This window comes from Streptomyces sp. A3M-1-3 (genome assembly GCF_024213665.1).
Taxonomy (GTDB): Bacteria; Actinomycetota; Actinomycetes; order Streptomycetales; family Streptomycetaceae; genus Streptomyces.
Genome location: NZ_JANAVP010000052.1, coordinates 1 through 24,104, shown reverse-complemented (window position 1 = coordinate 24,104; position 24,104 = coordinate 1). Strand labels below are relative to the sequence as shown.

General features: G+C 68.3%; 17 protein-coding genes and 6 pseudogenes. 13 read left to right on the top strand and 10 right to left on the bottom strand.

Annotated features, from left to right (window positions below; translation table 11 throughout):
• The 5 genes from NLX86_RS33265 to NLX86_RS33245 all read right to left on the bottom strand — a co-directional run.
• The coding region (locus tag NLX86_RS33265; protein WP_254375557.1) for an ISAzo13 family transposase at positions 1–1,034 on the bottom strand (1,034 nt) is incomplete at its 3' end.
• A 231-nt stretch (positions 1,035–1,265) separates the two neighbouring features.
• On the bottom strand, positions 1,266–3,785 hold the full coding sequence (locus NLX86_RS33260; RefSeq protein ID WP_254375556.1) for a hypothetical protein: 2,520 nt from the start codon (positions 3,783–3,785) through the stop codon (positions 1,266–1,268).
• Positions 3,786–4,245: 460 nt separating this feature from the next.
• Complete coding sequence (locus NLX86_RS33255) at positions 4,246–4,719, bottom strand: hypothetical protein (protein ID WP_254375555.1); 474 nt, start codon at positions 4,717–4,719, stop codon at positions 4,246–4,248.
• 355 nt (positions 4,720–5,074) lie between these two features.
• Positions 5,075–5,746, bottom strand: coding sequence for a hypothetical protein (locus tag NLX86_RS33250; RefSeq protein ID WP_254375554.1), 672 nt, complete (start codon positions 5,744–5,746; stop codon positions 5,075–5,077).
• A 250-nt stretch (positions 5,747–5,996) separates the two neighbouring features.
• Positions 5,997–6,881 carry a ParA family protein gene (locus NLX86_RS33245; protein ID WP_254375553.1) on the bottom strand — a complete coding sequence of 295 codons (885 nt, stop codon included), beginning with the start codon at positions 6,879–6,881 and terminating at the stop codon, positions 5,997–5,999.
• 537 nt (positions 6,882–7,418) lie between these two features.
• On the opposite strand from NLX86_RS33245, the gene NLX86_RS33240 reads away from it, so the two are divergent.
• Positions 7,419–7,931, top strand: coding sequence for a hypothetical protein (locus NLX86_RS33240; RefSeq protein ID WP_254375558.1), 513 nt, complete (start codon positions 7,419–7,421; stop codon positions 7,929–7,931).
• On the opposite strand, the pseudogene NLX86_RS34915 reads toward NLX86_RS33240, so the two are convergent.
• Positions 7,879–8,037 (bottom strand): annotated as a pseudogene (locus tag NLX86_RS34915) (IS5/IS1182 family transposase); the annotation flags it as partial. The gene NLX86_RS33240 and the pseudogene NLX86_RS34915 overlap by 53 nt on opposite strands.
• Positions 8,038–8,320: 283 nt before the next feature.
• Between NLX86_RS34915 and NLX86_RS33235 the strand changes: the two are divergent.
• Positions 8,321–9,250, top strand: a pseudogene (locus NLX86_RS33235) (recombinase family protein); the annotation flags it as partial.
• A 1,025-nt stretch (positions 9,251–10,275) separates the two neighbouring features.
• Here the strand turns inward: NLX86_RS33235 and NLX86_RS33230 are convergent.
• Positions 10,276–11,130, bottom strand: coding sequence for an IS5 family transposase (locus tag NLX86_RS33230; protein ID WP_254375552.1), 855 nt, complete (start codon positions 11,128–11,130; stop codon positions 10,276–10,278).
• A 1,365-nt stretch (positions 11,131–12,495) separates the two neighbouring features.
• Between NLX86_RS33230 and NLX86_RS33225 the strand changes: the two genes are divergently transcribed.
• From NLX86_RS33225 to NLX86_RS33200, 6 genes are all read left to right on the top strand, one after another.
• A complete protein-coding gene (locus tag NLX86_RS33225; protein WP_254375551.1) occupies positions 12,496–13,080 on the top strand; it encodes a hypothetical protein in 585 nt (194 codons plus the stop codon).
• Between the two features lie 473 nt (positions 13,081–13,553).
• A complete protein-coding gene (locus NLX86_RS33220) occupies positions 13,554–14,819 on the top strand; it encodes a ParA family protein (RefSeq protein WP_254375550.1) in 1,266 nt (421 codons plus the stop codon).
• Positions 14,816–15,844 (top strand): ParB N-terminal domain-containing protein, encoded by a 1,029-nt coding sequence (locus tag NLX86_RS33215; RefSeq protein WP_254375549.1) that lies wholly within the window; start codon positions 14,816–14,818, stop codon positions 15,842–15,844. The genes NLX86_RS33220 and NLX86_RS33215 overlap by 4 nt, the downstream gene beginning before the upstream one ends.
• 272 nt (positions 15,845–16,116) lie before the next feature.
• The gene (locus NLX86_RS33210) at positions 16,117–17,781 is read left to right on the top strand and encodes a DUF2637 domain-containing protein (protein WP_254375548.1); all 1,665 of its coding nucleotides are present in this window, start codon (positions 16,117–16,119) and stop codon (positions 17,779–17,781) included.
• Positions 17,782–18,119: 338 nt separating this feature from the next.
• A complete protein-coding gene (locus tag NLX86_RS33205) occupies positions 18,120–19,013 on the top strand; it encodes a hypothetical protein (RefSeq protein WP_254375547.1) in 894 nt (297 codons plus the stop codon).
• A 54-nt stretch (positions 19,014–19,067) separates the two neighbouring features.
• Positions 19,068–19,331 carry a hypothetical protein gene (locus NLX86_RS33200; protein WP_254375546.1) on the top strand — a complete coding sequence of 88 codons (264 nt, stop codon included), beginning with the start codon at positions 19,068–19,070 and terminating at the stop codon, positions 19,329–19,331.
• A gap of 30 nt (positions 19,332–19,361) precedes the next feature.
• Here the strand turns inward: NLX86_RS33200 and NLX86_RS35240 are convergent.
• A pseudogene (locus NLX86_RS35240) lies at positions 19,362–19,475 on the bottom strand (helicase associated domain-containing protein); the annotation flags it as partial.
• A 31-nt stretch (positions 19,476–19,506) separates the two neighbouring features.
• Positions 19,507–19,899: pseudogene (locus NLX86_RS33195) on the bottom strand (transposase); the annotation flags it as partial.
• Here NLX86_RS33195 and NLX86_RS33190 point away from each other — a divergent pair.
• The 5 genes and pseudogenes from NLX86_RS33190 (at position 19,889) to NLX86_RS33170 (ending at position 23,896) form a co-directional block, all read left to right on the top strand.
• On the top strand, positions 19,889–20,074 hold the full coding sequence (locus NLX86_RS33190) for a hypothetical protein (RefSeq protein WP_254375545.1): 186 nt from the start codon (positions 19,889–19,891) through the stop codon (positions 20,072–20,074). The pseudogene NLX86_RS33195 and the gene NLX86_RS33190 overlap by 11 nt on opposite strands.
• A gap of 242 nt (positions 20,075–20,316) precedes the next feature.
• Positions 20,317–20,703 carry a hypothetical protein gene (locus NLX86_RS33185; protein WP_254375544.1) on the top strand — a complete coding sequence of 129 codons (387 nt, stop codon included), beginning with the start codon at positions 20,317–20,319 and terminating at the stop codon, positions 20,701–20,703.
• Between the two features lie 16 nt (positions 20,704–20,719).
• Positions 20,720–22,832: pseudogene (locus NLX86_RS33180) on the top strand (multiprotein-bridging factor 1 family protein).
• A gap of 10 nt (positions 22,833–22,842) precedes the next feature.
• Positions 22,843–23,396: pseudogene (locus NLX86_RS33175) on the top strand (XRE family transcriptional regulator).
• Between the two features lie 86 nt (positions 23,397–23,482).
• Positions 23,483–23,896, top strand: a complete 414-nt coding sequence (locus NLX86_RS33170) for a hypothetical protein (protein ID WP_254375543.1) — start codon at positions 23,483–23,485, stop codon at positions 23,894–23,896.
• Between the two features lie 115 nt (positions 23,897–24,011).
• Here the strand turns inward: NLX86_RS33170 and NLX86_RS35235 are convergent.
• On the bottom strand, positions 24,012–24,104 hold a 93-nt coding region (locus NLX86_RS35235), incomplete at its 5' end, for a helicase (RefSeq protein WP_374214015.1).

The window sequence follows — 24,104 nt, the reverse complement described above, 5'->3', positions numbered from 1 at the left end:
CGACAGCCCGGCGGCAGGGGTCTTGCACCCCTGCCCGGTAACAGTGGCGCCTCGTGGCGCACCTCGATCTTGTTCCACTTCGATGTGCCCGGCGGCAGATGGCAGACGGTGATCGTCAGGCCCGTTTCAGCTGCGAGCCGGGCGAGTTCGAGCTTCCAGGCCCGGGTGCGGTAGCCGTTGGAGCCGCCCGCGTCGGCTGTGATCAGCAGCCGTGTCGCCCGCGGGTAGGCAGCATGGCCCTGCCCGTGCCACCAGCGGCGGATCGATTCCACCGCGAACGCGGCGGTGTCGTGATCGGTGCCGACGTTGACCCAGCCGGTGTTCGCCGCCAGGTCGTAGACCCCGTACGGGATCGCCTTCCCCAGTTGCGGGTCGGCGAAGTCGTGCATGTTCACCGCCACCGGATCACCGACCGGGCACCACTGGCGGCCGTTGTTCTTGAACTCGCCGACGAGCTCCTTCTTCTTGGTGTCCACGCTGATGACCGGCTGGTCGGCGTCCCGGTGCTCGCGGGCCTGCTCGTTGAGGTATCGGAACTGCGCGTCCCGGTCCACGTGCTGGCTGCCCTCGAGCGTCTTGGCGTTGGCCTGCAGGCTGAAGCCTTCCTCCCGCAGCAGGTCAGCGATGGTGTCGGCACTGACCCGGTGCCCGGCCCGGGTCAGCTCCCGCGCGAGAGCGCGGGTCGACCTCGCCGTCCACCGCAGCGGCGACATCGGATCGCCCCGCACATCCGGCTCGACCAGCGCCAGCAGCGCGGGCCGCAGCCCCGGATCGAGATCCGCGACCCGCCTGCGACCCCCGCCAGGGCGCCGCACCCGCCCCAACGGGGCCTCGCCGGCCTCCAGCTCGAACACGCCCTTGCGGACCGTCGTCTCGCTGACCGCGGCCGCCCGTGCAACAGCCCGAACGCCGCCGTGACCCAGGACACGGGCCTCGGCAGCCATCAGCAGCCGACGCTGCCGCTCGTCCAGGTGCGGGAACAACACCGTGAACTTCACAGAGAGTTGGTCACGAGTCTCGTCCGGGATGCGCATACCACACCAACGAGCCCCAGCACGGGAAGCAACACCTTGATTCCCTGCAAGCCCTAAGGGGAGGATCATTAAATGCCGGGTATTCAGCTTCGGGAACACCAGCTGGACGCGAAATCACGCATCCGCAAGTGGGCGGGATTCCCTGCAAGGTCATCTGTGCCCGCTGGCGCCGTTGCCCGGCATTCGACCGGTCCGAGCCCCCGGTTTCCCTCGTGGTGAGGGCGGTGCCGGTCATGCCCCGACTTCCGCTCGGGGCGGGCGGATCTGCGCGCGGACCCGCGCGGCGGCAAGCATGTAAGGGTCCGGCTCGTCGGGCTCGGGCGGGGCGGGTCGCTGGGCGCGGACCGCGGCGATGCGGCTGGTCAGCAGGTGCTCGGCCGTTCGCCAGCGCGCCACCCAGGCGGCTTCCTCTGCCGCCTCCTGCGCGTCCTTAACCGATGGGTGCAGGTGCCCGCGCCGCAGTTCAGCCGCCCGCGCCGCTTGGGCCTCCGCCTCAGCGTCCGGACCGAATGCGAACTGGGCGAGAGCTGACCGCCGGGACGTCGCGGCCGCCGACTCGGCGGTCAGCTTGCCCATCAGCGACGCGGTCTCCTCGATCGCCCCTTGTGCCCGGCCGTCCGCTGCGGCCCGCTCGACCTCGGCGCGGATCTCGGCCTCCACCCGGGCCGCGACCTCCCGTTGCCTGGCAAGATCACCCGGCCGGGCCCGTGCCGCCATTGCGGTCTCCACTGCCTCGGCGATCACCCGCTCGACCGCCTGGCCGTTCGCGCAGATCCCGCACAGCCCGGCCGCCTCGCTGCGCCCGCACATCGCACACGGCCGGAGACGGCGCTCCGCCTCCGCCGCCTCCTGCTGCGCCCGACGTTCGGCGGCCGCAGTCTCGCGGGCGGCCCGCTCCTGGGCGGCCTGCTCGTGGCGTGCAGCCCGACGCCAGCCCTCCCGAGTGGTTTCCTCGCGCAGCCGGGCCTCGAAGAGCTCCTTGCGCTGCTGGGCGGGCAGGTTCGGCGCGAGGCTCGCGGCGAGCTTGGCGGCCACACTGTGGCGCAGCGCCCGCTTGTCGGCGTGCAACAGCTGGCAGACATCGCACTCGACGCCGGTGTCCATGCGCCGCCCGTCGTCGCACCGGACGTCGTAGCAGCTCGAACGCCTCGGCAGCGCCCGGCCGATCAGCCAGGCCACCGGATCGGCGATCGGCACCTGACCCTGGGCCGTCATCCGGCGACGCAGCCGGTCCGTGAGGTGCTTCTCCGCCGTCGCAGGACCCAAGACACCGCGCAGCTGGGCCAGTTCGCCGCGCACCGCCCCGGTCACCAGGTGTCGGGCACCCAGACGCTCGAGCCGTCCCCACACCATCTCGACCGGCGCCAGCACCACTTCCAGGCCCTTGGGCACCTGCGCCCACACCCGCGGCGGACCTCCCGACTTCGCCGTCCAGGCGGCCAGCACCTGCCCGGCGGCCTCTGAATGGCTGTCCTGGTGGGGGTCGGCGAGGGGATGGTCATGCTGTTCCCCGCGCAGCGGGCCACCGTCGCCCCCGACAGCCTGCTCCGCCGCCACCGCCTGAGCCTCCGGGACCGGGGCGTCCTCGCGCACGCCCGCGCGCTCCGGCCGACGTCCGCACCCCCCAGCGGCTGCGCCGGAAAAGCAATCATTAGTCGCACCATCCCCAAAGAGAGAAACCCCCGAAGGGTGGTGTGTGTGAAGGGGCGTGGCACCGGGGCGCTCTGCAATCTCGGCCTCACCGGCCGCCCCAGGAGCAGCTTCCCCAGTGTTCCCAGGGGGACCGTTCTCCTCGCCACCCTCAAGATCACCGGATGCGGCATCAGGGCGCTGGACGTCCGGGCCCTCTCCCCCGTCACCCGGAGCCTGCGGTGGGCCGTCCCCGCGGTCTTCAGATGTCCCCCGTTCCGCCTGCTCGCCTGTGGAGTCGCTCTCCTGATGGACCGCGCCCGCACACCGCCCGCACACCACACCGGTGTCCTTGGGCATCGACGCCTCCAGCGCACCCAGCGCTTCACTGCCGGGACCGGCGTCGCCGTGCGCGGCCGCGACGGCAGGCACCACCAGGCGGCCCTTCCCGAACAACCCCGACCCCGTCTTCGCACGCACGGCGTCCACCACTCCGTACGACCGCAGCCGCGACAGCACCTTGCCGCCACCCGCGACCGAGCAGCCCAACAGCCGTGCCACCGTCGCCGCTCCCCGGCCACGCCCCTTGGGCACCGTGCCGCCGGCCATCCGCACCCGGCCATCCGCACCCGCCTGCAAAACCAGCAGCAGCAGCGCCAGCCGGTCGGTGGCCGAACCCTTCCCCCGTTGCCCGGCCAGCAACCCGGCCGGCGTCGCCTCGACACCCCAACCCGGGGCGAACAATGCTTCGATGAGCCGCAGCAGCGTGACCAGCTCCCGCTTACTCAGCGCCAGCGGATGCGCAACGTCACCGGAGCGACGAGCCCGCCACAACGGCATCACCACACACTCCAAGCCTGTGGTCTGCCCGGACTCCCCTGTCGTGACCACATACTTGATTGCACCCGAGGTACGGAACGTCGGCAGCACGTCGTGATCGACAGTCGACTCCGACATCCCGATCCACCGGCCGAGCTCCCGCGCCCGGATCGCCGTACGGCAGGACTTGTGATCGCTCTTGGCCGCCAGCACCACCACACTCAGCCGCGCCGCATCCGGCAGCCCGCCCACCGACGCCTCGGCAAGCAGCGCCCGGACAGCAGCGAGCAGACGCACACGCATCGCGCGCCCGAGCTTCAACGGATGGCTCGGCGCACCATGGGGAACAGGGCCGGCCTGGACCGCAACGGCCTGCGAGGAACGACGCCGACCCGAGCCGGCGGAAGAAGGAGAATGAGCCCCAGAGGGGCGTGAATCAGACGTATTGGGCCGTGCGCTCGAACCTGAACCAGGCATGACTGAGCCAGCCCTCGTGCGGGTAGCTATGATGAGCTCCAGTCGAGGAGAAAAGGGCGTCCTTCATCGCCACCTGGCCCGCTTGGGGAAGCAGGACAGCCGGGCACGCGACGGTATTCAGCTAGAGATGCGGGTAGCTCTCACCTCCTCGACAACAGGACTGGCCCGGGACCGCAGATCCCGGGCCGTTCTGCTTCCACCACCCTGTCGGTGTGCGCTTTCGGACAGAGCCCTCAGGATGAGAACTCGTAACCCTGCTGTGCGCGGCCCAAGTGGCGGACGGGTCTTAGGCTGCAGTCCTCGGGGCGGTGTTGCGGCGGCGCCGTGGGCCGAGTGCCGCTATGGCATCGGGAAGTTCGGCAACCCACACACCGACGGGGATACGGAAGGCAACTCGCCCGCTGAGTGTCTTGAGATCGAACGCCGCGCGTTCAGCAGGTGTTGTTACGAGATGAACGCTGTCTTCCAGAACCCAAAGCGCTGTATCAGGCGTGGTGTTGTGGTCAGCGGCAGCCTCGCGTGCCGCCTCGACCGCAGACTGCTGCCATAGCTCCAGCTTCTGGGCCTCACTTCGGGGACGTCGGATGCCAGGCCAGACGATCTGCGATACAAACGCGTAGACGCGGAGGGCGACGACCTCCTCCTCAAAGTGCGGTTCGTGAAGGACCCCTTGGTCACGGGCCCTCCACGCCCATGACTCGCTCAGGCCGGCTGCTGTGGCAACGGCGCTCGTACTGAGCCTTTCGTCGGCCATCGACATTCTTCGACTCCCCTGACAAGCCTGGTGATCGTCGGGAACACGATAGCGCAAGAACTCCGCTCTTTTCTCGCGTCACTAGAAGGTCGGCGTGTTGCCCTTCCGTCCATATGGCTAGTGTGTGTCCCGATTTTGAGCCTCAGTCACCACCGCTGGTCGCACCTGTGAGGTGTCGGGGATCTAGTGTCACACGGGAAGAGTGCTCGGCTGGCGGTACGGTCGTTAGATTGATCGTTAGATTGATCGTAGGTTCTGATGCGATAGCGATAGGTGTAGATATCGTTGCAACGGCGGTGCTCGTGAAACGACGAAGGGCCGGCGGCACGTCAGTGCCACCGGCCCCTCGGGTGATCTGTTACTACCGCTCGGGACGTCGCCGGTCCGGCCGTTGCAGCGGTCCTTCCGCATCCAGGGCATCGAGGAACCGCTCGATGCCCGCTGATACCACCTGAGTTCCGCGGCGGCCAAAGGCCGCTTCCTGCAGCGTCAGCTTCAGGTTGGAAGCCAACTGGTACGCCTCCTCCCCCACCCGGTAGGTCGACGGCTGTGTCTTTTCCGTGTCCCAGAGCTGGTTCTCGCCGAAGGCCTCTGCCATCTCGATCTGGTCCTCGATGGCCGAAGGCACGTGGCGCAGAGCCGCATCGACGTAATGGCCGATCGCCAAGCCGGAGTTGCCGGTTGACCGCCTGTCCGCGTTGAGCCGGTCTTTCAGCCTGGTCAGGACATCAGGCGAGATTCGGAAGCCGTGAGACTTCCACTTCGCGGAACGTAGTTTTGCGTCCGCGTAGCTCTCGTGAATGGCCTTGTGTGCCCAGGCGCGAGAGCGAGAGCGTCGTCCACGCGTTGAAGCCGAGCTTTTATCAGGCTCTGCCTCCCGATCCCCATCCGGTTCGGATTCCGGTTCGGATTCCGGTTCGGATTCCGGTTCGGATTCCGGCTCGGGGTCGGGGTCGACCTTCGGCTCGGCCTTGGGCTTCGCCTCCGGCTGAGGTTTCGCTTCGACGTTCGGCTCAGGCTCCGGCCTTGCCACAGTCTCAACTGGGGCAGATGGCGGAGGAATTACACCCTGCGCGGGAGAAGCAAGGGGGCCAGCGGGCTCAGAAGGAGTGGAGGCTCCGGCCTGGCCGGAGCCGACTCCTCCCCCGCCCAGAAACGAGCGCCCGGCGACGTCACTAGCGCCAGCGATCAGGTTCTGCACCAACGCCGCTCCGCCTGGCTTGAAGTGTGCTGGCGCACGCTTCTTCGCCTTCGGTTTGGCTTGGTCGGTCTTGGACTGGTCCTCAGACACCGACTGCCTCGCCTTCGATCCGCTCCGGCAGCTCCCACTTCTCCTCCGGTTGGCCCATGCGCGTGAGGATCTGGGTCATGAGCTCGCCGTACATCTTGCCGGGGGGGTGGCTTGCGAAGCGAAGAACTGAGGGAACGCCGTAAGCGAACGAGTCGCTGATGCGGTTATCGCTGCGTACATCGGTCTGAAATGGGGCGAGGCTGGCATCGAGCATGCCGTTGCGGATGTTGACCTCTTGCGCCTTCCACTTCGAAGGCGGATTCGATCGATTGAGAACTGCACCAAGGTACTGGGGGTCGCATTCACCGCCAGTGCGGTCCTTGACGTAGGCCACGGTTCCGCGAGTAGCGGCGGCGCCCTTGAGTGCGGGGTACTCGGGTACACAAACGGTGATCACGTAGTCAGCCGCCGCGAGGGCGGTCGCGGAGAGAGAGGACACGGCTGGTGGCGTATCGATCACTACGTAGTCGAATAGGTCTTGGAGCTCCATGAGCATGCGCCGCAGGACGGGAGTCGACTGGTAGCCCTTCTTGTGGATCAGATCCTGGGCAGCGGTCATCGTCGACTCTTCGCAGGCGAGGAGATGCAGGGTTCCTGCATCCTCGAACTCAGCGATCAGCTCACTGCGGTCAAACCACACAGTGGCTACGTCCATGCGCATCCCCTGCAGGCGCGCCTGGAGTACCCAGCCGAGCGAGCGGGCGAGTTGGTCCTCGCCGGCGAGATTGACGCCGAGCGCGGTTCCGGCCTGAGCCTGGGGGTCAAGATCAACGATAAGGACGCGTGCGCCCGCGAGGGCCAGCCCCGCGCCGAGGTTGACCGTGGTGCTGGTCTTGCCGACCCCTCCCTTCTGCGTTGCGACGGCGATGACTTTCACCGCATGCCCGCCTCTCTTTACTGAGCCGTTAGTTGCCTAGTGCCAGGTGTCACCAGGGCCGGAGGTCGAAGGGGCTCTTACGCATCCCGGGCCGTATCAGGTGATTTGCCTGAATAGCCGGGCGATGAGCAGCCGCTCGTGACTCGTCTGTCTCTAGTGACACGGGATCTTCGCGCCTGACCTTAACAGGTGGCGCGGCTGTGGAGGCCTTGACTCGCGGTTCATTACAGGAGTGTGAGAGCGAGTGGGAGATGTGCCAGCGGTGGGCTGAGTGCCGGGAGGTAGGTCCGAGCGTGTGCGGGTGCGTTGGAAGGCGCAGTGGTAGGTCCGCTAGCTCGAAGTCGTGGGGGTGAGTTGGATGGGCGGCGCGATTGGCCGCGACCGTGACAGTGGGCGTGTCTGGTACATCTGTGAGAAGCCGTATCTCAACCGAGCGTGATCGTTTGATTCTCGCTGGTCAGGCATGGTTTCGGCCGGGGTGCGGGAGAGTTTCGACGTTCTGTTCCGCTTGATCGGTGAGGGGTCGCGGTGACGTCGATGCTGGGATTGCTGGAGACACGGGAAGCGGCTGCTCGCGAGCGAGTCGAAGATCTGCGGGAGGCGGCGGCCCGAGCGGCTGCGGCGCTGGAGGCGGCCGAGATCGAGCTGGACCGGCGGGTGATCGCGCGGGAGGAAGTCGTCGAGGCCCTGGCCCTGTCCGCTGCCGAAGCCACCGCCGTGACCAAGGCGGAGGCAGAACCGGTGCCCGCGCCCGCGCAGTTGCCGGGAACGACGGTGCCGTCCTGGCAGGAAGGGCTGCCTGCGACGGCTCTCGCGCCGGACTACCAGCGGATCCTGGGCATGCTGGCGGACCGGTCGGGCCAAGAGCCGGTGCGGGCCAAGGAGATCGCGGTGGTGCTGGGGCTGGAGCCGGCGCCGGCGAAGGTGGAGGGCGTGCGGTCGAAGGCGAGGCGCCTGGCGGAGCGCGGGTGGCTGGTCCAGGAGGCGTCGGGGATGTTCAGAGCCGGCCGCAGGCCCGTGGCCGGGCCAGGCGGCGGCTCATCCGCGTGATCATCGACCACTGGATCACCGCCTCGCTGGTGGCGGTCAGGGTTTGGTAGTCGCGGGCAAGACGGCGCGAATGCATCAGCCATGCGAACGTGCGCTCCATCGTCCAAGCACACTGCGCTTATGGATAGTCAAAGTAGCGAGCGGACACCGATAATCGGCCGTGAGGGCCTGCAGCGGTTGGTCGCTGTGGCCCGACGGTTGCGGGGCCGGCTGAGCGACGAGGGGAACAGGTCGTCATGCGCGACGACAGTGACGTTGGCCCCAGAGAACGATTCCGGTGGTGCCGGACGGGCAGGTGTGGGCAGCACTGCCGGAGGTGAACCGGCAGGCAGTGGTGGGGCAGTTGGTGCGGCTGGCGAGCCGCGTGTTGTCGGCCGCCGCGACGGCGAGTGAGCGGAACCGACGATGACGTCGGTGATGCCGTGGGAGCGGCCCGGCAGCAAGATCGACGACCGTCACCTGCAAAGCAGCTTCTCGACCACCAGGAGTCGACCCGGTTGCAGTACGCCCTGGTGGACCGGGCGGTCGCGCTGGGCTGGCAGGCGGACCGGATTCTGGTGATCGACGAGGACCTGGGCAAGTCGGGGTCGAGTGCGGTCGCCCGCACCGGCTTCCAGCGTCTGGTCACCGAGATCGGGCTGGACCATGTCGGTCTCGTGCTGGGGATCGAGATGTCCCGCCTGGCCCGCTCCGGCAAGGACTGGTACCAGTTGATCGAGCTGGGCGCCCTGTCGGGTGCGGTACTGGCGGACAGCGACGGGGTCTACGACCCGGCCGAGTACAACGACAGGCTGCTGCTGGGGCTCAAGGGCACGATGAGCGAGGCCGAACTTCACCTGATCAAGCAACGGATGTGGAGCGGGCGCCTGAACAAGGCCCGCCGCGGCGAGCTGGCCTTCCCCCTGCCCAGCGGTTACGTCCGCCGCCTGTCCGGGGATGTGGCCCTCGACCCGGACGAGCAGGTGCAGACCGTGATCCGCCTGATCTTCGCACAGTTCGAGCGGCTCGGCACGTTGCACGGTGTGCTGCGCTATCTCGTCGGCCACGACATCCAGTTGGGCATCCGGCTGCGGGAGGGGCCGGACAAGGGCACCCTGGAATGGCGGAGGCCGAACCGGATGACGCTGCAGACCCTGCTGCACAATCCCGCCTATGCCGGCATCTACGCCTACGGACGGCGCCGGGTCGACCCGCGCCGCCAGGACCCGGCCCGGCCGAGCACCGGACGGGTCGTCCGCTCCCGGGACGGACGGCATGTGATGATCCCGAATGTCCTGCCCGCCTACATCACAGTCGCCCAGTTCGAGGCGAACGAAGCGAAACTGGCGGCCAACCGCGCCCGCGCCGAAGCCATGGGCGCGGTGCGAGGCGGCCCCGCGCTCACGGCCGGGCTCGTGCACTGCGGACGCTGCAACGGGCGCATGAGCGTGCGCTACCACACCCAGCACAGCAAGGCCCTTCCCGAATACGTGTGCGCCCGGGACATGACCAACTACGGCGCGGAGAAGAGCTGCCAGCTGCTCAACTCCGCCTGCGTGGACGCCTTCGTCGAACAGCAGGTCCTCGCGGCACTGACCCCCGCCGCCGTCGAGGTGTCCCTGCGCGCGGCCGACCAGGTCCTGGCCGAGCGGGCCGAGCTGGAACGGCTGTGGTCGCAACGGCTGGAACGCGCCGCGCAGGAGGCCGACCGAGCCCGCCGCAGCCACCACCTCGCCGAACCGGAGAACCGCCTGGTCGTGCGCCATTTGGAGAAGGAATGGGAGGACGCACTCGCCGTCCAGCAGCGGCTCCGCGAGGACTACGACCGTTTCACCCGCAGCAGTCCGCATGTCCTCACTCCGGCCGAGCGGCAGACCATCACGGCTCTGGCCGGCGACATCGAGGGTTTGTGGCGTGCGCACAGCACCACGACAGCGGACCGCAAGGAGATCATCCGCGCGGTCGTCGACAAGGTCGTCGTCACCGTGCTCGGCACCAGCGAGCGGGTGAAGGTCACCATCGTCTGGGCCGGCGGGACGAATACGGCGGGAGAGGTGGTCCGCCCGGTCCAGCGGCTGGAACAGCTCAGCTATTACCCGCAACTGACCGATCGGATCCGCGAACTCGCAGGCCAGGGCATAGGGGCCACCGGGATCGCCGACCGCCTGGAAGCCGAGGGCTTCCGGCCCGCGAAGGGCGGCAAGCGGATCTCCGCAGCCACCGTCCGCGACCTCATGCGCCGCCTCGCCTGCCCCGCAGGCCGTGTCCACCAGCACCGCCCCGCACCACCCGGCGAGGAGCCCGGCCCGGACGAGTGGTGGCTCAAGCACCTGGCCGCCGAGCTGGACATGACCACCGCCACCCTCTACGCCTGGATCAACCGCGGCTGGATCACCACCCGCCGGGAGAGCTGCTGGCCCCACCGGCTCATCGCCCACGCCGACCAGCGAGAACTCGCCGAACTCCGCGAACGCCGGACACGTCCGCCTGGCTGGTACAGCCGCCGCATCTGGACCGAGACCGCCGAAACGGCAGGCCAACAGACTCCATGAGTGCACTGTGCTTGACAGATCTCCACCACCCACCTGCGGGGCAGCACCACGAACCCTTCCATGGTGTCGGTGCGCTTGACGACCTCCAGGGTGAGCGCGAGTTTCTGACTGCACCAGTGGACAAGGCCGCCGGTGTAACCGCCGTCGGCCCAGACGAGGGTGATCTCCCGGTGCAGTGACCGTAGCCGCCGCAGCAGGGGCACGGCCGCATCCCGGTCGCCCACGTTCGCGGCCGTCACCGCGACGACCAGCAGCAGGCCGAGCGTGTCGGTCACGATGTGCCGTTTGCGTCCCGGCACCTTCTTCCCACCGTCGTACCCGCTCGAGGCAGCCGGCACAGACGCGGCGGCCCGCACCGACTGCGCGTCGATGATCCCCGCCGAAGGTTCCACCTCCCGGCCCTCGTGTTCGCGGACCTTCCCGCGCAGCCGGTCGTGGAACTCCGCGATCAGCCCGTGCTCGCGCCACCGGCGGAAGAAGGCATAGACCCGTCCCCAGGCGGGGAAGTCCGCGGGCATCGCACGCCAGGAGATCCCGCCCGCGACCAGGTAACGGATCGCGTCCAGTATCTGGCGGTGGCAGTAGCCCTCGGGCTGCCCGCCCTTCCCCTCCAGCCGCGCCGGCACCGGCAACAGCGGGCGCACGGCCGCCCACTCCGCGTCCGTCATGTCCGAGGGGTACCGGCGTACCCGATCCGGATGATCAGCCGCGTTCCCGTACACGTGCGCGAGGCAATCGCACTACACGACGGACGAGTTGAACTGGGCAGGCGTGGGCGCGTACAACAAGGACAACAGGGCCTCCCGGTGCTGCTCGGTTTGATTCGCATCTCCGAGCTACCGAGAGGCCCTGCCTTCATGCCCGCACCGCCGAAAGATCACCCGACCAGGAACTCTGTTCGACCTGCACGTTCCAAGATCGGTTGAGATACGGCTTCTTAGCTCGCCGGTGGGAGTGACTGCTGGGTCTGTAGGCCGTGCGGTTGGTGGCCAAGCCGATCGAAGGGATGGGCGATGGTCTGGGGCGATGAGGGCGGGCTTGTTCGGTTGAGTGGTCGTGCTGATGACCGGGCGAGCGTGCGTTCTTGCGGTCGGGCGTTCTGTAGCCATTTAGCTCGTACGAGCTCGTGCAGGACATAGAGAAGACGCGCGTGCAAGTGAGTTTGCATGCTCGTCTGCTGTCTTGCGTGTACGCAAGAGCGAGGAGTCGAAGGCGCGTCGGCTGAAGCGAAAGAGCGACAGTGCGCATGTCTTCCCGTCCGTGCGCAAGGTAGCGGGAATGTTAGTGGGTTCGATCAATGGGCTGCCTGAAACCAAGACGGATCGTTTGAGGGGCAGACCGGTAGATCGCAGAGACGACCGCTGGACAGTAAGTACGCTGCGTCGTCAGTGGCCAAGAAAGGCGGTAGCGACGAGCGATAGATAGATTGTTCTGAAGCAGGTAACGCCGATAGTTCCTTCGGTGGTGCTATCGATAGCTCTATCGTTGGCAACAGTGTTGCAGTATTAGTTGTGTTTCTCGATGCATGCAAAGTTGCAGTTGTCGTTGTACTCATGAGGCCTCGTTTGGTTGCGATAGCTGTAGCAGCGATAGTGCTTTGAAATGTAGCAGCCAACGTTGCGTGCATCGTTGCAAGCATCTGGAGTGGGCTGTTCGTGTGGGGCGCACTCGGGAAGCCTGCTCAGTATCCCTCATCGTTGTACCTGTAGTTGCAGCCGTCGTTGTTTAACCAGGTCAATGGGTAAGAAGGCTCCCGCACGTGATCAGGACTCGTTGCCGGCCACGGGCCCAGAGAGCGGTCATCCGTGCAGGAGCTACTCTCAGGGACGCTGAGCCAGCCTCAAGGTGATAGCGCGTTCTCCTGGGTGTAATCGGCGGCTGGCAGGTCCGCGCTGCGTCGTCCTTGCACTCTCTTCGGGCTCAGTGGCGCCACCCCGGATCCCAAACATCTGCTTCTGCGGCCGGCCCGCCAGCAGCTGCCGCAGATCCTCGACCGCCTCCTGCCGGTCCGTACCGCGAAGGGTGTGGCCGGCGTGCCGGGACTTCGGGCTCGCTACAGCCGCCGTACGAGACGACCATGGGCCGACCCCAGTCACCACCACGACAGCGCCGAGCAGGCGCCGATGTCGGCGCAGGAAGCGTTCGAAGCGGCCCGCCTGCTGGCCGAGGCATACAGCAGTACCGCCCCCACGGCCACCCGGTTCCGCGACAACAACCGCACCGGCCCAGCCCACCCAGGGGGACGCCGTGCCTCACGCCCAGCCCGGACGGCCGCCCATGTCGCAGAAAGCCACCGACCACGCCTCCCTCGTTCTCGCGTACTCGATCGGTCCCTCCCGGTCGGCGCGGCGCTCTCCCTGGTGCTCTGGTCGCTCTCCAGCGTCAACGCCACCACCCTCGCCATCGCCGCGGCCGCCCCGGCCGGACTCGCCGGAGCAGTCGGCATCACCGCCCGGATGATCGGGCGAGCCGTCCGCGACGGCGCCTCCGCCCTCCCCGACACCACCGTCCACCAGCACCACGGGCCCACGTACGTGCACCACACCCACCAGGAACTGCACACCGATACCCGTTGGTTCGGCCGCACCATCAACCAGCTCCCAGGCGACCAGAGCTGATCGCTGACGACTGCCTGTCCCCTCCCGAGCCCCGCACCGGGGCCCGGGGGCGGGCAGAGAGCCGGAACAGCCACAGCCACACCGCTCCACCCACCCATCCCCAGGAGCCGCCTGCCCCTCTCAAAACCCTCGGCTCCTACGGCGATCACGGCCCCGACCGCCCACTACGGCGCCAGAGCACCGCGACCTTGTCGGGCGCCCCGGCGGTCACGTGGAGCGGAGGAACGCTCCGTGGCAAGGTGGCGATGTAACCGACTAGGGCGCGGGCGACGACCGCGCTCGCGCATCCAGACTGCACTAAAGCGGCAAAATTCTAAATCCTCAGAAAACATGGCGCCCAGAAAGGAGGGTTAGGCGGCCGTTCTCGCGGCGGCCGATATGAAGGGCTGCCGGAGGCTGTCGCAGGCCCTCAGGAGGCCCCACAGCCGCGCGTCGACTTCCCCAAACCCAGCCGAGGTAAGTAAGCTCCCCTCATGTTGCCCTCAGACGAGCAAGAGGACAGGCAGAAGGTTACCTTCAAGCTGTCAGCCTCCCTGAAAGCCAATCTCAAGATCCGCGCGGCAGAACTCCGTGTGGACATCCAAGACGCTGTGGCCGACGCCATGAGCGAGTGGAAGGTCGCCCCGCACAAGGAAGTTCCGCAGGTAGACACCGCCGGTGCGCCACCATTCGCAACCTGGCTTACAGAAGCGAGCACCTCCCAGTTCAAGTCGGAGTGCAGCGAGCGAGGAATCCCGTACGTCCAGGGACTCGCCCAGGCCGTAACCCTCTGGCTCGCCGCACATCCCTCTCCCCGCCACCACCCCCTCGAGCGCACCACCCGCCGTCTCATCATCTGCAACCAGAAAGGGGGGGTAGGGAAGACCGCGGTCACAGCTGGCCTGGGAGGCGTCTTCGCCGAGGACGCTGAACTCGCCCGAATCGCCGGCGGGGCGTTTCCGGGTGAAGCCGAACTCGCCCGGCTCGCCGAGCGCCTGGAGGACAAAGAGCCCGGCATCGAAGCGGACGATTCGTACGAGGCCCCGCAACTACGGGTTCTGCTTGTGGACTACGACCCGCAGGGTCACCTGACGAAGCAACTCGGCGTCAAACAGCTCCCGGCAAGCGGCCCCAGCCTTGCGAAGTTCATGTCTCGTCAGACCACAGGCGACATCCACGACCTGATCGTCCCCGTGGAAGACGAGCGGTTCGGCGGCCGACTGGACCTCCTGCCCTCATGTTCGGACGCCTTCCTGCTGGACGTCATGATCTCGACTGCCCGCAACCGGCAAGCCACCCTCGAGCACGCTCTCGAACCCCTTGAGGCGCACTACGACGTCATCATCATCGACTGCCCACCGAGCCTGGGCATGGCAATGGATGCCGCTATCTACTACGGCCGCGAGCGAGACGGTGAGCGGGAAGGAGACTCCGGGATTCTGATCGTGGTGCAAGCGGAGGACTCGTCAGCTGACGCTTACACCATGCTCGTCGAGCAGATCGACGACGGGATGACCGACTGGCGCATCACGACCACCTACCTCGGCCTCGTAGTTAACCTCTTTGACGCCCGCGACGGACACGTCGTCACCAGCTCCCTCAGCGAGTGGCACGCACTCGGAGAACCCCGCGTCATAGGAGTCATCCCTCGCCGCAAGGAGCAGCGTGAAGCCGCGCGCGCACGACGACCACTGCTTGCCTACGACCCGTCCTGCGCACAGTCGCGCGTGATGCGCCAGATCGTCAAGGAGATCTCTTGAGCCCCGACCGTCGAAAGACCGCCGCCGAACGCACCGGACCCAGCGCAGCATTCGGCTTCGCCCGAGCACCCCGCAGCACCCGCGGACAGATCATCGACTCCGTAGTCGGCGCTCCCCCAGCCTCCGTTTCCACGGACCTCGTCGCAGAGAACCCGGAGAACCCCAGGCGGGAGTTCGACGAGGAGTACCTGGATAGCCTGGCCCGGAACATGCGGGAGGTTGGGCAGATTCAGACGGCTACCGTCATGACCCGACTCGCGTTCCTCGTCGCGCATCCCGAGCACAAGGACACTGTTCCCCCCGATCACGAGTACGTCGTCATCGACGGCCACTGCCGACTCAGGGCAGTGCGCAGGGCCGGCATCGACCTGCGGATCACAGTTGACGACTCCTCGGCAGGCACCCGGGAGGACCTCCTGGCTGCAGCCCTCAGCGCGAACCACTTCCGCAAGGACCTGACACCGATCGAGGAAGCCGAGGCCATCGAAGCCCTGGTGACATTCCACGGCAGCGCTGCCGCAGTTGTAACGGTCCTGGGCGGCGCGGTCAACGACTCCTGGATCTCCACGCGGCGCGCGCTCCTCAAGCTCCCGGAACCAATCCAGCAGCGCGTCGCAGTCAAGGAAGTGCCGATCGCGATCGCGCGTAAGGCCGGTACTCTCCCCCGCGAAGAACAGACAGCCTTTGTCGAAGCCAAAATGGCGGAGCGGAAAGCCCACCAGGACAGGAAGCCGAAGCCCGTAAGGGGCCGGGCTGCCGCTGCGGTCAAGAAGGATGACCCCCAGCACTCCACCGCCACTCCGGCCCCCACGGAGACTCTGCCGTCACCTGAGAGCACACCGAGCGCACCAACAACGACGGTCCAGCAGAGCGTTCCGGAACCTCGCGTCGAGTCGCCGGCCCCTGACGGGACTGATGTCCCGGTCGATTGGACGAACCCCGATGCCGTCACGGCCATCATCCTGCAGCGCTGCTCACCCGACGCGGTACAGAGGATCGCCCAGGACCTACTTGACGCCCTCTGAAGGTCTCGCGGGTTTTACCGCGTAAAAGTCTGGCGGCAGGCCGGCCACGAGCACGCAGTGCTCCCTCCGACTTTTACGCGGTAAAACTCGTCCGTCCCAGCCGAGGCACATGGCCGAAGGCTCTGTGCACCGGCCCACGCCTCAAGGGTGGCGCTCAAGCAAGTCGCCCCGCTCGCCCCAACCCACCCAGCGATTTCTGTTCGTTGACGATCCGCAACGTACGTCCGCGAACAAGTAGTACGGGTGACCCATCGTGAGAGTGTGAACAATAGATGATGCAGATGCAGGAGGGGCGGGGCATGGTCAAGGGCACTTCACGAAGCACCTTCACCCGTACGCACCGCATATTGATCCGTGTCGTCGCTGCCGGAGCGGTGGTCATCGCCGGTATCGGCTTCGCTGGCTCGTACGCCGCCGTGCGCGAGCTCGCCGAGCAGAAGGGCTTCGGCGCCTTCTCGGTCGTCTTCCCGATCGGCATCGACGCCGGTATCTGCGTCCTGCTGGCGCTGGATCTGCTGCTGACGTGGATGAGGATCCCGTTTCCTCTGCTGCGCCAGACGGCCTGGCTGCTGACCGCCGCGACGATCGCGTTCAACGGGGCTGCGGCCTGGCCCGACCCGCTCGGCGTCGGCATGCACGCGGTGATCCCTATGCTGTTCGTCGTCTCCGTCGAGGCCGCACGGCACGCCGTCGGCAGGATCGCCGACATCACGGCCGACAAACACATGGAGGGCGTACGCCTCACCCGCTGGCTGCTCGCACCGATCCCGACGTTTCTGCTGTGGCGGCGGATGAAGCTGTGGGAGCTGCGCTCCTACGAGCAGGTCATCAAGCTCGAGCAGGACCGGCTGATCTACCAAGCGCGTCTGCAGTCCCGGTTCGGCCGTGCTTGGCGGCGTAAGGCGCCGGTCGAGTCGCTCATGCCGCTGCGGCTGGCGAAGTACGGGGTGCCTCTGGCGCAGACCGGCCCGGCAGGTCTGGCCGCGGCTGGCATCGAAGCGCCGGTGGTCAGTGTCGAGCGGGACAACATCCCGGCTGATGAGCAGTCGGCACCCGAGAGCGCGCGCGAGCTGGTGGCGGCAGAAGACCCTGGCGAGACGGTTGCCTACCGGGAGCAGTCGGCTCCGCAGGCATCCATGGCGGATATGCCGGTCGAAGAAGTGCCGACCGGCGGTGAGGTCGTCGAGCCGATGGACTACTACGCGGCGGTGCGCGAATACCTGGCCCGGTACGGCGCCTTCCCGTATCCCGCGCAGTTCGGCGTCTTCCTCGCCCAGGAGTACGGCGTGACCGACCCGGTCATTGGTGGCCCGCTGGATGAGGCGCAGCTTGGCCCCGTGCTGGCGAAGCTGGAGCCGGAGATGGCCGAGCTGGCGGGGGAGACGGTGACCGATGTGTCGGCCACGGCCGATCTCACCGATGACCGAAGCCCCGCCGCCATGGCCGATCCCGTCGTTCCCTCCGCTCCGGATGCGCATCCGTTCATCGGCGCGTCCTCGCTCGAGCTGGGTACCGAGTCGGAGCCGGAGCCGCTGCCGTACGCGGCCGAGCCGGTACCGGCCACCGCGTCGATGGCCGATGCCCCTTCGACAGCCGACGACCGAATGACCGGCGGCCGGGTGCCGCGCCAGGAGTCAGTCGGCGCGGCGCCGTCGGCGGCGACGGTGACGGTGACGGCGAATGCGATCGACGAGCCGGTCGTGTGGGAGGCGTCGGTGACCGACTCGGGTGAGGCCACGGCGCGGGTGCCCGAGCAGCAGCTGGGGGAGCCTGAGCTGGATCCCGTCCAGCAGCAGATCGTCACCGTGGCCGGATGGCTGGCCGAAGCCGAGGACGCCGGCAAGAAGCTCTCGGGGGCGGAGGTCGCCCGCCGCCTGAACCTGTCACCGAAGACGGGACAGGTGACCGATCCGGGCCGCGTCGGCCATCGGTCATGACCGGACCGGCGTCATCGGTCACCACCCCGGGTGTGGCCGATCGGTCACCCTGACCGCCCCTTCTGCGCTCCGTACCGCGAAGGCTTGCCCACCCCCAGATCGGGAGGCTTGCCCGCCCCGAGAAGAGGCTTGCCCGGACCCGGAGAGGCTTGCCGAGGGTTGCGTCGACCGGTCACGGGAGGCTTGCCCAGGTAACCCATAGGCTTGCCCAACAGGCCTCTGATCGGCGTTTTTGAAATGGGCAAGCCTCTGATCTGCTCTTTTCGGGGTTTGGGCAAGCCTTTGGGCAAGCCTCGGTGAGGAGAGTTCACGGCACGAGATCCGAAGGGAGCTGTGCCGTGCCCACCTTGTCGCCCCCCGCCCCCATCGCCGGCGGGATCTTTGACCGCCTGGACGCCGAGTGGGCGGTGTTGTGCGCGGACACCTCCGTGCAGGCCGCGGTGACCGATTGGCTGATGACCGATCGGCTGGCCGACGACGTCGCCGCCGTGACCGATTCCTGGGTGCGCGCCCTCGGCCCCGCGCAGCTGCTCGCCACCCTTCGCCCGGGCACAGGGGTGCTGTCCGACGCACTGACCGATGCCGTGCTGCGCGCCCTTCTGCAGCGGGCGGCCGGCCGTGACCGATCGGCCACGCTGGCCGCCCGCATCATCGTGCAGGCGATGATCCCGGCAGCGGTGCGCATGACTCTGGCCCGGGTCCGCCCCTGGGGCGGACGCACCTTCGAGACGGTCGGTCACATGAGCGTGGCCGCTCTCTTCGAGGTGGCCCGCTCCGGGCGCATCCACACCCGGCCCGGTCGACCCGCCGCGAACGTTTCGCTCGAGGCGCTGAAGCTGCTGTGCCGTGATCTCGCTTTCGACCGTGAGGAGGAGGGCGAGGACCTTACGGTCGCCGAGGGCCTGACGGACATCGCGCCGGGACCCGCCGCGCATGCCCACGCCGATTGGGTCCGCACTGCGGCGGCCGCCGCCGGACTCGAGGCCGTCGGGGCCGCCAGCGAGGCGGAGACGAGCAGTGCGCGCCTGGAGCTGCTCGAGCTGGTTCTGGACGCGATGGAGACCGGCATGCTCTCGCCCGCTGATGGCCGGGCGATCGCCTGGCACTACACCGCCGTCCCCGTCCCCGACGCCCAGGCCGCCATGCTCGCCGGCTCCACCCCCGGCGCGTGGCAGCGCCGGCGCAGCCACGCCGTGGACCGGCTGAAGTCCGCAAACCAGTGGGTGGCATGACCCACCTGATCCGACACCACCCCACCTCACCCGTCGTCAGAGAAGGAGCAACAGATGTCCACCACCACGACACGGCTGGACGCAGATGAGGAGCGCGTCACCCGCGCGCAGCGCCTGCTGATCGGTCTCGGTGCCGCCTTGGTGCACCGTCCCTTCGACACCGCCACCCACGACCAACTGCTGCGCTTCCTCACCGAGGACGCGGCGACGGTGCTGGCGTCCCTGGAGTTGCTGCGCCAGCGCCCCGAGACCGAGCTGCGCGAGCGGATCGCGGAGCTGTCCGGGCACCGCCTGCTGCCTGCCGGGGGTGCCGCATGAAGTCCGTGCCGACCCGCCGCCCCGCCAAGGCCACCCCATGCCCAGCTCCCGCAGCGCGTCCTGCTGTTCCGCCGTGAGCTTGTCCCGCCTCGACTTGGTGTTCGAGACCCACACACCCAGCTTCACGACCACCGGCTCAGCCTTGTGACTGGGCGGTGGGGCGGCAGTGGGTGGGCGTCAGCGGGATCGCGGACAGCGACAGGATCATTTCGTCGACCCCGCCCAGGCGCCGCTGCCGCTTCTTCACCAGCTGCGGCTCGAACGTGCCCGCCCGGTCCCGCGGCACCGTGATCTCCACGGGCCCGACCTCGGTAGCCACCGTCCTGCTCCGGTGTCCGTTGCGGTAATTCTCCTGCCCACCCGCGGCGCGTTCACCGGGCTCGTGCCCCAGATGATCGGTCAGCTCGCCCTCCAGCGCGGACTCCAGGACCTTCCGCGTCAGCTCCGCCAGCAGACCGCCCTCGCCCGTCAGCTTCACCCCGCCGGCCTCGGCCCGGGCCACCAGCTCGGCGACCAGACCGTCATCCACGGCGTCCACGGCGGCCTCCCCGGCCTCGATGTCACCCATCACGTCAGTCATCAACTGTCGCTTCCAGCTCGGGAGTTACACCAATCACCGTACACACCCTCTGCTCACCCTCGCAGACGAACTGGACATCAAGGTCCTCACCACCTCGCTGGGAATGTCCTACGCAGGAGTCGCCCACTACCGACCCAACACGAGCCTCGCCAAGCTGATGTGACGAGACATCACTTTTCGGGGATGTGCCCCGGGCAGTGCCCCGGAAAGCTGTCCCGGGGGGAGCGGCAGGGACGCTCCGGCCCTCGCCAGATGGGCTGACCGGTGTCTCCGCAAGGCTCCAGCGTTGCGTGATGTGCCGTTCGAAGCGGTGCGGGTGCGGCATCCGGTCCTTGTCTCTCCCGGCGGCGGTGCAATTGAACAACAATCCGTTGTTTCGTTGTGCAGTTGCGGTAAGGTGGTTGCATGGCACGTGATGCTCGGGACAAGGCGCGTCGGCGGCTGTTGGCGCTTGCGGATGATCCCGCCGCCCACTGGGCTCCGGCCCGCCGTCTGGAACAGGACGCCGCACTGCTGGGGCGGCTGCTGACGGCCGCTGCTGGTCATCAGCGCAGCAACGGCTCTACGCCGGACGTCACTGCGGACGATGTCGGCGCGGCGCTCGCTCTGTTCGAGGACATGCGCGTGGCGCTGGACCGGCTGGAGACCCAGGTGGTCATCGAGGCCAGGCGCCGTGGCATGGACTGGCGGCAGATCGCCCAGCACCAGGGACTGAACTCCTCCCAGGCCGCCTCCCAGCGCTATCAGCGGCTGATGACCCGGCTCGAAGAGATCCGCCAGGGCGTCCGGTAGAGGAGGGGAAGCATCGATGACGGACCAGCCGCAGGAATTGTTCACCGCGATCGACTCACTGCTCGCGGCTGTCGACGGCAACACAGTGCTGCCCGCCCCGGCCGAACGGGTGAGGCTGCGCGAAGCAGCCGGGCTGACCCAGGCCGCCGTCGCCCAGGCCCTCGGGACGCGCGTACCGAGCGTCCAGGCGTGGGAGGCGGGCCGCGCCGAGCCCAAGGGGGAGCGCCTGGAGGCCTACCGCAGGCTGCTCGACGGCCTCGCCCAGCGCTATCCGGCTCCTGCCCCGCCCTCCGGCAGCGTGCTGGTGGCCCCATTGTCCCCCTCGGCACCGCCTCTGCAGCAGTCGGCCGCCCCAGATGGCGCTGGCTCTGCGGGCCTCTCCAGGCTGCCGTCGGCGTCGCGGCGCCCGGCAGCGAAGAAGGCCCGCCCCGGCTGCGGCCGTCGACCCGCGCTTCGAGCACGGGCGGCTCGCGGTCGTCGACGCCCGCGAGGGCAACGTCTTCGCGTACTGCGTCGGCGGCCTGGTGCTCGATGTCCCCGCCAGGTCGATCCCGGCCCTGGTCGACTGGACCCTGACCGAGGCGAAGCTCGGGCAGGCCAGGCTGAGCGGGCCGGGCAAGGACGCCGACCCGCTGCTCGTGCTCACCGCCGCGGCGTGTGAACGCTACGGCCTGCCGGCGTACCTCACCCAGGAGGAGCGCCTCGCCGGGCGGCTGCCGGAGGGCCACAAGGTCATCAAGCAGCTTGTGCGCGCCAACTGGAAGCTGACGCGGCGCGGGTTCGGGCCGTGGGCGCGTATCTACCGCCCGGCCGAGGGCGGCCAGCGCAACTGCGTCCAGCTGTGCATCCCGGGCTGGGACGCGCTCGATGCCCGGCACTGGGACGGCGCCGCGTTGCTGCCGCCGGCGGAACTCGCCCGGCTGCTCGGCGCTTACGCGATGCGGGTGATGACGCCGCGCGGCTCCACCGCCGTCACCGGCCTGGAGCTGATGACCGCCCTGCACCCGCCGACCCGCGCGTCCTCGCCGGACGCAGGCGGCGTCCGGCGCAGCGAGCACAACCCCGGCAGCCTCGGGAAGGACCCGGTCGACTGCGCGGCGTGCGAGGCCCCCGACGGGCACCCGCTGCTCGCCGGCCTGCCGCGCTTCCACCAGCGCACCCCGGCCGAGATGCTGGTGGAGGAGGCGTACGACTGGGCGCGCCCGCTCACCGATGACGAGTGCCTCAAGCCGTACCTGGTGGGCATCGACGTGAACATGGCCTTCGCCGCGGGAGCCAACGGCTGCGTTGTCGGCCTCGGCGCGCCCACTTACGTGAAGCGCCCGGTGTTCGACCCGAAGCTGCCCGGCTCCTGGCTGGTGGACCTCTCCCACGTGGAGCTGGACGAGCGCCTGCCGTCGCCGTTCACGCCGAAGGGCACCCGGCCTACCGGTCCGGCCTGGTACGCGACGCCGACCGTGGCGTACGCGGTGGAGCTCGGCCATGCCGTGGCGCCGATCGAGGCGTAGGTGCGCTACGAGAACGGCCGCTACCTGGACGGCTGGTACAACCGGCTGCGCGACGCGTACGTGGCGACCATGGCCGACCTGGGCGTCACCGCCGATCTGTCCCCGGCCGACTTCCTCCAAGCGATGGACGGCTACCGGCAGCGCGACCCGCAGCTCGCGATCGTGCTGTCCGCCATCAAGGCCACGGTGAAGGGCGGCATCGGCAAACTGCGCGAGCGGCCCCGCGGCGGCTGGCGGCCCGGCGAGCCGTGGCCGGCCCTGTCCCGCCCCACCTGGCGCCCGGACATCCGCGCCGCGGTCATCTCCAGGACCCGCATCAACATGCACCACAAGATGCTCAAGCACGCCGCCGCCACGGGGCAGTTCCCGGTGGCGATCCTCTCCGACTGCGCCGTGTACCCCGCCGACGGGCCGTCCCCGCTGGACTTCCTGCCCTACACCGAGAACGGCAAGCCCCTGCCGGGCGGCTTCCGCCTCGGTGTCTCCCCGGGGATGGTCAAGAACGAGGGCACCCAGAGCGTGCTGTGGGGCGAAGGCGCACGGGAGGAGCACGGCCCAGAGCTCAACCTGGCCCGGTACATCAAGGACGGCCAGGTCACGGCCACAGACGACGGGCAGTGAGGAGAAACCGATGGGCACGGTCGGGGACGGTCTCGACAATGCACTGCAGAAGGCGTTCACCCGCCCGGTACCGAAGTCGGCTGGCACGCAGATGCGGTACCTCGTCAAGCAGCTCAAAGGCACACGTGCCGTCGCCGACCTGCTCGGCATCTCTCAGCGCACGGTCGAGCGGTACGTGAAGGACCAGATCAAGAAGCCCCGGGCGGAGCTCGCCGCACACCTTCAGACCGAGGTCAAGAAGCGGTGGCAGCCGCAGATCCGGGCGAAGGCAAAGAAGACCGCCGCCACCACCGGCGGCATCGTCATCGACACCCGCGCCCGGTTCGGCTACACCGCCGCCCCCGGCACCACCGACGACCCCCGACTACGCCACCTCACCGTGGCGCTCCCGCCGCGTACGCGGCCCGGCTCTTCGACGCCCAGGAGCAGGGCGCCACCGAGCAGCAGCTACGCGACATCGCCGCCGAAGGCCTGCAGGAGATCTACTTCAAGGACGGCGGCCGTCGCGCTCACGGTCTGCTGGTCGAATACACCGACCTCGAACACATCGAGTTCGACCTTTAGATATCCGAATATCCGGCCTGCTCCCCTTCCACCCCGGTGCCGGTGAGCCGGTCGGTTTGGAAGGATGACGTATGGCTCATGTACGGATGGACCGGACCGGCCTGGACTACGTCGGCGAGGCCACCGAGGAGTTCCAATCGCTGGAGTTGACGGTGGCTCAGACGAATCTGCTTGCTGACTTGCGCAGTCTGGGCGGGTCGGCTCGGTTCACGGCGGAGCGCCGATGTCGCTGGCGACTTGTCCGGGAGGACCGGCCCGATGGCCAGTTCGTGTACGAATCTCGGACGTTCGACGCGCTCGCGGACGTCGGGTTCATCGACCTCGCAGGCGGATACTCCGGTCCCGTCACGCTGACCGAGGCGTATCGGAGCCTCCACGACCGGATGGAAGCTGAAGCCGCAGCCTGGCGTGAAAAGTGGGATGAGCGCAAAGAGGCCCAACGGGCCGCGATCCGCCAACAGGCTCACCCCGCAGCGGGGCAGGACCACGAAGTCGGCTGAAGGGCGCAGGCAACGTGCGGGGCATCGCCGTGCCGTTCCCCTTGGTGAACAGCAGCTACTCGATCGCGCTTGCGGCCACGGTGGTGCCGGTCGCGCTGATGACGTCGGGCGTCCTTCATGCCCACTCCACCCCCAGCTCCGCGAGTGCGGCAAGCTGCTCCTGGGTGAGCTTGTCGCGCCTGGATTTGGTGTTGGAGACCCACACGCC